This window comes from Helcococcus sp. KG196 (assembly GCF_046035495.1).
GTDB lineage: Bacteria > Bacillota > Clostridia > Tissierellales > Peptoniphilaceae > Helcococcus > Helcococcus ovis.
Window position 1 is genome coordinate 1 of the sequence record NZ_JBFNFI010000024.1, and the last position, 9,103, is coordinate 9,103.

Consider the following 9,103-nt stretch of genomic DNA (forward strand, 5'->3'; position numbering starts at 1 on the left):
AATAAATGGAAAGATATATTATATTGGAAATAAAAAATTATTACTTAATAAATTTAGTGCGGATAATGAAGAAATAGAGAAAATATTTGAAATGCTTTCTAAAAAAGGAAAAACAGTAGTATATTTATTTAATGATGATAACATTTTAGCAATATTTGCAATAGCTGACGTTATTAAAAATACTTCAATTGAAGCCATTAATGAAATTAAAAAAATAGGTATAAACACAGTAATATTAACAGGAGATAATAAATTAGTAGCAGACGAAATGGCAAATAAAGTAGGAATTAATCATGTTAAATCAGATTTGTTACCACAAGATAAAGATAAAGTTGTTTTAGAATATTCTAAAGAAGGAAAGGTTGTAATGGTCGGAGATGGGATAAATGATGCTCCTGCGTTAATGAGAGCAGATGTTGGTATAGCTATTGCTTCCGGTACAGATATTGCAATAGATTCTGCTGATTTAATCTTAACTAAATCAGATTTACTAGATATTGTTGGTGCAATAAATTTGAGTAGTAGAACTTTGAAAATAATAAAAGGAAATTTATTTTGGGCTTTTATATATAATGTGATTTCTATTCCGCTAGCAATGGGAATATTTTATCCGATTTTTGGAATTAAATTAAATCCTATGATAGCTGCATTTACAATGAGTTTGTCATCACTTTTTGTAGTTACAAATTCTTTGAGATTAAGAAACATTAATTTTGTAAAGAACACAAATAATATAGATGATGATTTATTAATTGATGTAAATTATGGTAAAATTAGTTTGTATACAAATTATAAAAACGATAAGGAGTATAAAATGGAAGAAAGAAGATTAAATATTGAAGGAATGTTTTGTGGGCATTGTAAAAAAGCTGTAGAAAAAGCATTGGGACGATATGCGAAAAGTGTTGATATTTCACTAGAAGATAAATATGCTATAGTTAAAGTGGACAAAAGCATTTCAGATGATACATTAATTACAGCTGTTGAAGATGCAGGTTATGAAGTTGTGAGTGTAGAATAATGAAAGCTAATCATAAAAATATATTAAATCGTCTAAAAAGAGCTAGAGGTCAAATAGATGGTATAATAAAAATGGTTGAAGCAGATAAATATTGCTTAGATGTATCAACTCAAATTTTAGCAGTTGTGGCAGCGTTAAACTCAACAAATAAAGAAATTTTATCGGCACATTTAAAAAATTGTGTATCACAATCACTTGAAAAGGGTAAAAAAATTGATGTGAACGAAAAAATTGATGAAATTGAAAAAATAATAATGAAACTTTCAAAATAGTGATTAAAGTTTTTAAAAAGAGGGAATATGTTAAATATAGTTTTATTTGAACCGGAAATAGCAGGTAATACTGCAAATATTGGTAGGACTTGCTATCTAACAAATACTAGACTACACTTAATTAGACCGCTTGGCTTTATGCTTAATGATAAAATGATGAGAAGAGCAGGTCTTGATTATTGGGAACATGTGGATATAGTTTTACATGATAGTTTTGAAGATTTTATGGAATATAAAAAAGACGCAAGAGTATTTTTAGCAACTACATATGCAACTAAATTTCATACAGATGTAGAGTATAAAGATGGGGACTACATTATGTTTGGAAGTGAATCAAAAGGTGTATATGAATACATTCATAATGCTTTAGTAGAAAATGGTATAAAAATACCGATGAGAGAAGATAGTGACAGGTCACTAAATTTATGTAATTCTGCTAATATTATTTTATATGAAGCGTTTAGACAATTAGGTTTTGAACATATGAATTAAAAAGGAGCAAAAAATGGAAAATATTAAATATGATGTAATAATTTTAGGTGCCGGACCTGCAGGTTTAACAGCTGGTCTATATGCATCAAGAGCAGGTTTAAAAACAGCAATTATCGAAAAAGGTCAAACAGGTGGACAAATTTCTTTGACACTTGATGTTGATAATTATCCAGGTGTAGTAAAAACATCTGGTCCAGAATTAACGGATAAAATGTTAGAACAAGCAAAAAGTTTTGGGGCTGAGAAAATTTCAGATGAAATTAAGGAAATTTCATTAGATGGAGATAAAAAAATATTAAAATCAAGCACAAAGACATATGAAGCAAAGGCATTAATTTATGCAACAGGAGCAAATCCTCGTAAATTAAATGTTCCAGGCGAAAAAGAATATGTAGGTAAGGGAGTTGCATATTGTGCAACATGTGATGGTGCATTCTATCAAGGTTCAGATATTTATGTAGTTGGTGGTGGAGATGCGGCTATAGAAGAAGCGATTTTCCTTACAAAATTTGGTAAAAGAGTAGTTGTATTAAATAGAAGTGGTGAATTGAAAGCAGCAAATTCAATTCAGCAAAAAGCCTTTGCAAATGATAAAATTGAAATAAGACATCATGAAGAAGTAGTTGAAATAATTGGGGATAAATTTGTAAAATCAATTAAAATTAAAAACAATCAAACCGGAGAAGAAAGAATAGTTACAGCTAATGAGGGGGATCCGGATATAGGGCTATTTATTTTTGCAGGATATTTACCAAATACAGCTTTATTAGATGGTGTAGTTGAGCTTGAAAGAGGCTATGTAAAAGCTGGAGAAGACACAAAAACTAGTATACCAGGAATATTTGCAGCTGGAGATGTAAGAGTTAAAACTGTAAGGCAAGTTGTAACCGCTGCAGCTGATGGAGCTGTAGCAGCAATAGCAGCTGAAAAATATATTGAATCAATGGAATAAGATAAAAATTGCTGGTAGAATTTTTCTTTCAGCAATTTTTTATACTTTATTATAAATGCATTTATTTAGACATACTCAAGGCTAGGAACAACTTAATATTAAGTAAATTAAAATTTTAATTATTTATCTTGATGAAATTTTTCACATGCTGTATACTTATTATGTAGAGATATGATAAAAAAATCTCAAAAACATCCAAAAATATCAAGGAGGACAAATGAAAAAAACATTAAAAGATTTAGATGTAAAAGGTAAAAAAGTTTTAGTTAGAGTAGATTTTAACGTACCTTTTTCAAAAGAAGATACAACACAAATTACTGATGATTCAAGAATCGTTGCTGCATTACCAACTATAGAATATTTATTAGAAAATGATGCTAAAGTAATTTTAATGAGCCATTTAGGAAGACCTAAAGGTGAACCAAAACCTGAGTTTTCTTTAGCACCAGTTGCAAAAAGATTAGGAGAATTATTACATAAAGATGTTAAATTCTTAGATTCAGATGTAGTTGTTGATCACAGTGTTAAAGCAGCAGTATCAGAATTGAAAGAAGGTGAAGTTGCTTTATTACAAAATACAAGATATAGAAAAGAAGAAACAAAAAATGATGAAGGATTTGCTAAAGAATTGGCTTCATTAGCAGATTTGTATGTAAATGACGCATTTGGTACTTCACATAGAGCACACGCTTCAAACGTTGGTGTTTCCTCGTTATTACCATCAGCCTTAGGATTTTTGGTTCAAAAAGAAGTAGAAATCATGGGTAAAGCTGTTACAACGCCAGAAAAACCATTTGTAGCAATTTTAGGTGGAGCAAAAGTTTCAGATAAAATTGGGGTTATCGAAAACTTATTAACAAAAGTTGATAAAATAATAATCGGTGGAGGAATGGCGTATACATTCTTAAAAACACAAGGAATAGAAATTGGTAAGTCATTATTAGAAGAAGATAAATTAGAATTAGCAAAAGATTTATTAAATAGAGCAAAAGAAAATGGAGTTGAAATTTTATTACCAGTTGATTTTGTTGTATCAGATTCATTTGGAAAAGATGCAAAAGCTATAATTGCAGATGAAATTGATCCTGATTTAGAATCATTAGATATTGGACCGAAAACAATTGAATTATTTGTAAAAGCTTTAGAAGGTGCAAAGACAGTAGTATGGAATGGACCAATGGGTGTATTTGAGTTTCCACAATTCGCAAGTGGTACAAATGCTATAGCTAAAGCATTGGCTGATTCGGACGCTATAACAATTGTTGGTGGAGGTGATTCAGCATTGGCGGTTGAAAGAGCTGGATACAAAGATAAAATTACACATGTATCAACAGGTGGTGGTGCAAGTTTAGAATTATTAGAAGGTAAAGTATTACCTGGTATTGATGCTGTAGAAGATAAATAATAAGGAGAAATGATGAGAAAGCCAATTATTGCTGGTAACTGGAAAATGAATAAATCATATTCTGAAGCAAAAATTTTACTGGAAGAAATCAAAAGATTTGATTTAAATAAAGAAGTGGAAGCAGTAGTTTGTCCTCCATTTATAAATTTAGCATTAGCTAAAGAATTATTAGAAGACACAAACATTGAAGTTGGTGCACAAAATGCACACTTTGAAACATCAGGAGCATTTACAGGTGAAGTATCACCAGTATTTTTAAAAGACTTAGGGGTGAAATATGTAATTTTAGGACACTCAGAAAGAAGAGAATACTTTGGAGAATCTGATGAATTAATTAATAAAAAAGTTAAATCAATGTTAGAAAATGGTTTATTACCAATTTTGTGTTGTGGTGAAACATTAGAAGAAAGAGAAAGTGGAAAAGCTAAAGATAAAGTTAAAGTTCAGTTAGAAGCAGATTTAAAAGGATTATCAGTAGAAGACTTTGATAATGTGGTTATCGCTTATGAACCTATTTGGGCAATTGGTACAGGTAAAACCGCATCAGCTGATGATGCTGAAGAGATGTGTGCTTACATTAGATCTTTAGTAAAAGCTTTATTCGGAGATGAAGCTTCACAAAAGGTTAGAATTCAATATGGTGGTTCTGTAAAACCTTCGAATGTAAAAGAAATCATGTCAAAAGAAAATATTGACGGTGCATTAGTTGGTGGTGCGAGCTTAGAAGCTGAAAGTTTTTCACAATTAGTAAATTTTTAATAAAAATTTAACTAAAAATGTGACAATATCATTTTAAAGTGATAAAATAAATAGGTAATAAATTTTAATAATTTATAATAAATTTAATTAATATTAAATGGGAGGTAACATGGGTTACATTACAGATGTATATGCAAGACAAGTTTTGGATTCAAGAGGAAATCCAACAGTTGAAGTAGAAGTTTTCACAGACCAAGGTGGTTTTGGTAGAGCTTTAGTTCCATCAGGAGCATCAACAGGTGCTTTTGAAGCAGTTGAATTAAGAGATGGCGAAAAAGATAACTACATGGGTAAAAGTGTTTTAACAGCAGTAGAAAATGTTAATACAGAAATTGCAGAAGAAGTTATTGGTTTAGATGTATTTGATCAAGTAGGAATTGATAGATTAATGATCGAATTAGACGGAACAGACAATAAGGGTAGATTGGGAGCCAATGCAATATTAGGTGTATCTATGGCTGTTGCTAGAGCTGCTGCAGATGAATTAGGAGTACCTCTATATAACTACGTTGGTGGATTTAACGCAAAACAATTACCAGTTCCAATGATGAACATCTTGAATGGTGGAGAACACGCAGATAATAACGTTGATATTCAAGAATTTATGGTTATGCCAGTTGGTGCAGAATCATTCTCAGAAGCATTAAAGATGGGTGCAGAAATCTTCCACAACTTAAGAAAAGTATTACATGACAAAGGTTACAACACAGCAGTTGGTGATGAAGGTGGATTTGCTCCAAACTTAGCTTCAAATGAAGAAGCATTATCAACAATTGTTGAAGCTATTGAATTAGCTGGTTATAAACCAGGCGAACAAGTAAGAATCGCTTTAGACGTTGCTTCATCAGAAATGTATGAAGACGGAAAATACAACCTAAAAGGTGAAGGTGTTGTAAAAACAAGAGAAGAAATGGTTGCATGGTATGAAGAATTAGTAAACAAATACCCAATCATTTCAATCGAAGACGGTTTAGATGAAGAAGACTGGGAAGGTTGGAAACTATTAACAGAAAGATTAGGAAAGAAAATTCAATTAGTTGGTGATGATTTATTTGTAACAAATACAAAGAGATTATCAAAAGGTATTGAAAATGGAGTAGCAAACTCAATCTTAGTTAAAGTTAACCAAATCGGTACATTAACAGAAACTTTAGATGCTGTACAAATGGCAAATAGAGCAGGATATACAGCTGTTATGTCACATAGATCAGGTGAAACAGAAGATACAACAATTGCCGACTTAGCTGTAGCATTAAATACAGGTCAAATTAAGACAGGTGCTCCATCAAGAACAGATAGAGTTGCTAAATACAATCAATTATTAAGAATAGAAGACGAATTATTTGATACAGCAGAATTTAAAGGCATAGATTCATTCTTTAACTTAAAATAAAAAATTTTTGTAAAATAAGGAGATTTATATTATGACAATGAAAGTAGCAATTAATGGTTTTGGACGTATAGGTAGATTAGCATTAAGAAGAATTTTAGAAAGTGATACAAACTTAGAAGTAGTTGCAATTAACGATTTAACAAATAACGATGATTTAGCATATTTATTAAAATATGATACAGCTCAAGGAAGATTCCCATACTCAGTAGAAGTACAAAATGATGATTTAGTAGTAGACGGAAAAGCAATCAAATCATATGCAGAAAAAGATGCTAATAATTTGCCATGGGCAGAATTAGGGATTGACATCGTATTAGAATGTACAGGTTTCTATGTATCAAAAGAAAAATCACAAGCTCACTTAAATGCAGGTGCAAAGAGAGTATTAATCTCAGCTCCAGCAAAGGGTGACTTGAAAACAGTTGTATTTGGTGTAAACCACGAAATTTTAGAAGCAGATGATTTAATCGTATCAGCAGCTTCATGTACAACAAACTGTTTAGCACCAATGGTGAATGCATTAGACAAAGAATTTGGTGTTGATAGAGCATTAATGTCAACAATTCATGCTTACACAGCAACACAAGGTACACAAGATGCACCAGGTGGAAGAAAATCAAGAGCAGCTGCTCAAAATATCATTCCTGCTACAACAGGTGCTGCTAAAGCAGTAGGTAAAGTAATACCTTCAGTAAACGGAAGAATTGACGGTACAGCATTAAGAGTTCCTGTAATCACAGGTTCAGTTGTTGAATTATATTCAGTATTAAAGAAAGAAGTTACAGTAGAAGAAGTAAACGCAGCAATGAAAAAATATGCTAACGATTCATTCTTATACAATACAGATGAAATCGTATCATCAGACATAATTGGAGTTCCAGCAGGATCAATCTTTGATGCATCACAAACAAACTTAATGGTTGGTGAAAATGGTGAACAATTAGTTAAAACAGTTGCATGGTATGATAATGAATATGGTTTCACAGGAAACATGATTAGAACATTAGAATATATGACAAGCTTAAAATAGTATAAATTAATAAAAATTGTAAAAAGGGTTAGATTTTCTAACTCTTTTTATTTTACATATACCAATCAGTATAGTATTATTATATTGATTATTTAATTTATGGAGGATTGATGGAAGTACAAGAAAAAATATTAATTTTAGATTTTGGTGGCCAGTACAAACAATTAATAGCTCGTCGTGTACGTGAAGCAAATGTATATTGTGAGGTTCATGATTTTGAGATGACAATTGAAGAAATTAGACAATTTAATCCTAAAGGAATAATTTTTACAGGGGGACCAAATTCTGTATATGAAGAAGGTTCGCCACAATTAAATAAAAAAATATTTGAATTAGGAGTGCCGATTTTAGGAATTTGCTATGGTTGTCAATTAATGATGCATTCATTGGGAGGCGAAGTAATTCGTGCAGAAAGAGAGTATGGAGAAGCAATCTTAAATACCTCAAAGGATTCAAAAATATTAAAAGATGTAAAAGAAACATCTACAGTTTGGATGAGCCATACAGATAGAGTTGAACATTTAGCACCCGGATTTGAAATAATTGGCTTTACAAAGGATTGCAAAGCTGCTGCGTTACATAATGAAGAAAAGTCATTCTACGGAGTTCAATTTCATCCAGAAGTATTACATTCTGAAGAAGGATTTAAAATTATTAAAAATTTTCTATTTGAGATTTGTTATTGTTCAGGTAACTGGAAGATGGATGAGTTTTCAAAAGTTGCGATCAAAGAATTAAAAAATAGAATTGGAGATAAAAAAGTTCTATTAGCTTTAAGTGGAGGTGTTGATTCATCAGTTGTAGCAGCAATGTTAAGCAAGGCAATAGGACATCAATTAACATGTATTTTCGTTGATCATGGTTTATTGAGAAAAGACGAAGGAGATCAGGTTGAACAAATTTTTACAAATGGATTTGATTTAAACTTCATTCGTATAAATGCTCAGCAAAGATATTATAATAAATTAAAAGGGGTAACAGATCCTGAAAAGAAGAGAAAAATTATCGGAGAAGAATTCATCCGTATTTTTGAGGAAGAAGCAAAAAAACTTGGTGCAGTTGACTACCTTGCACAAGGAACAATCTACGCCGATGTAATTGAAAGTGGTACAAAAAATGCTCAAACAATAAAATCACACCATAATGTAGGTGGATTACCAGACAATATAGAATTCAAAGAATTAATAGAGCCTTTAAGAGATTTATTCAAAGACGAAGTGCGTGCTGTTGGTCGTGAATTAGGCTTGCCGGAAGAACTAGTAAACAGACAGCCATTTCCAGGACCGGGACTTGGGGTACGTATTTTAGGCGAAGTTACTGAAGAGAAAGTAAAAATCCTTCAAGAAGCAGATTACATTTACCGTGAAGAATTAAGAAAAGCAGGCGTAGACAAAAAACTAGGTCAATATTTCGCAGCTCTTACAAATATGAAGAGTGTTGGTGTAATGGGCGACGAACGTACCTACGACTACGCAGTAGCCCTAAGAGCAGTAAACACCACAGACTTTATGACAGCAGATACTGCAATCATCCCATGGGAAGTTCTAATCAAAGTTACAAATAGAATAGTAAACGAAGTAAACCACGTAAACAGAGTACTGTACGATTGCACAGGCAAACCACCTGCAACTATTGAGTTTGAGTAGTTAAAAACAGGCTGTAAAGCCTTATAAATAGCCGTTTTGTGAGTGTCGTGCTTGCAAAATGCTTGCAGATTTTAGAAATACCTCGCCCAAGGAATAATTCTTTGGGCGATTGTACTATTAATTATTATTTGTT

9 protein-coding genes are annotated in these 9,103 nt (G+C 31.6%); all 9 read left to right on the forward strand.

All coding sequences use genetic code 11. From position 1 onward, the window contains the following. Positions 1-1,021, forward strand: a 1,021-nt coding sequence (locus ABGF45_RS08165; RefSeq protein WP_408112812.1) for a metal-transporting ATPase, incomplete at its 5' end; no start/stop codon positions are given. Then, positions 1,021-1,293 (forward strand): metal-sensitive transcriptional regulator, encoded by a 273-nt coding sequence (locus ABGF45_RS08170; RefSeq protein ID WP_134711041.1) that lies wholly within the window; start codon positions 1,021-1,023, stop codon positions 1,291-1,293. The genes ABGF45_RS08165 and ABGF45_RS08170, both read left to right, overlap by 1 nt. Positions 1,294-1,320: 27 nt before the next feature. Beyond that, a complete protein-coding gene (locus ABGF45_RS08175) occupies positions 1,321-1,785 on the forward strand; it encodes a tRNA (cytidine(34)-2'-O)-methyltransferase (RefSeq protein ID WP_408112159.1) in 465 nt (154 codons plus the stop codon). A 13-nt stretch (positions 1,786-1,798) separates the two neighbouring features. Continuing rightward, entirely contained in the window at positions 1,799-2,737 is a 939-nt protein-coding gene (gene trxB / locus ABGF45_RS08180) for a thioredoxin-disulfide reductase (protein WP_134711038.1), read from the forward strand. Positions 2,738-2,954: 217 nt separating this feature from the next. Further along, complete coding sequence (locus ABGF45_RS08185) at positions 2,955-4,142, forward strand: phosphoglycerate kinase (protein ID WP_134711036.1); 1,188 nt, start codon at positions 2,955-2,957, stop codon at positions 4,140-4,142. A 12-nt stretch (positions 4,143-4,154) separates the two neighbouring features. Beyond that, on the forward strand, positions 4,155-4,901 hold the full coding sequence (gene tpiA / locus ABGF45_RS08190) for a triose-phosphate isomerase (protein WP_134711034.1): 747 nt from the start codon (positions 4,155-4,157) through the stop codon (positions 4,899-4,901). A 109-nt stretch (positions 4,902-5,010) separates the two neighbouring features. After that, complete coding sequence (gene eno / locus ABGF45_RS08195) at positions 5,011-6,294, forward strand: phosphopyruvate hydratase (RefSeq protein WP_134711032.1); 1,284 nt, start codon at positions 5,011-5,013, stop codon at positions 6,292-6,294. Positions 6,295-6,325: 31 nt separating this feature from the next. After that, complete coding sequence (gene gap / locus ABGF45_RS08200) at positions 6,326-7,324, forward strand: type I glyceraldehyde-3-phosphate dehydrogenase (protein WP_134711030.1); 999 nt, start codon at positions 6,326-6,328, stop codon at positions 7,322-7,324. A 110-nt stretch (positions 7,325-7,434) separates the two neighbouring features. After that, on the forward strand, positions 7,435-8,970 hold the full coding sequence (guaA, locus tag ABGF45_RS08205) for a glutamine-hydrolyzing GMP synthase (RefSeq protein WP_134744348.1): 1,536 nt from the start codon (positions 7,435-7,437) through the stop codon (positions 8,968-8,970). Positions 8,971-9,103 lie beyond the last annotated feature (133 nt).

Excerpts from the sequence above, each read along its gene's own strand:
- ABGF45_RS08170 (WP_134711041.1), top strand. The coding sequence starts at position 1,021 with ATGAAAGCTAATCATAAAAATATATTAAATCGTCTAAAAAGAGCTAGA.
- ABGF45_RS08185 (WP_134711036.1), top strand. The coding sequence starts at position 2,955 with ATGAAAAAAACATTAAAAGATTTAGATGTAAAAGGTAAAAAAGTTTTA.
- trxB (WP_134711038.1), top strand. The coding sequence starts at position 1,799 with ATGGAAAATATTAAATATGATGTAATAATTTTAGGTGCCGGACCTGCA.
- tpiA (WP_134711034.1), top strand. The coding sequence starts at position 4,155 with ATGAGAAAGCCAATTATTGCTGGTAACTGGAAAATGAATAAATCATAT.
- eno (WP_134711032.1), top strand. The coding sequence starts at position 5,011 with ATGGGTTACATTACAGATGTATATGCAAGACAAGTTTTGGATTCAAGA.
- gap (WP_134711030.1), top strand. The coding sequence starts at position 6,326 with ATGACAATGAAAGTAGCAATTAATGGTTTTGGACGTATAGGTAGATTA.
- ABGF45_RS08175 (WP_408112159.1), top strand. The coding sequence starts at position 1,321 with ATGTTAAATATAGTTTTATTTGAACCGGAAATAGCAGGTAATACTGCA.
- guaA (WP_134744348.1), top strand. The coding sequence starts at position 7,435 with ATGGAAGTACAAGAAAAAATATTAATTTTAGATTTTGGTGGCCAGTAC.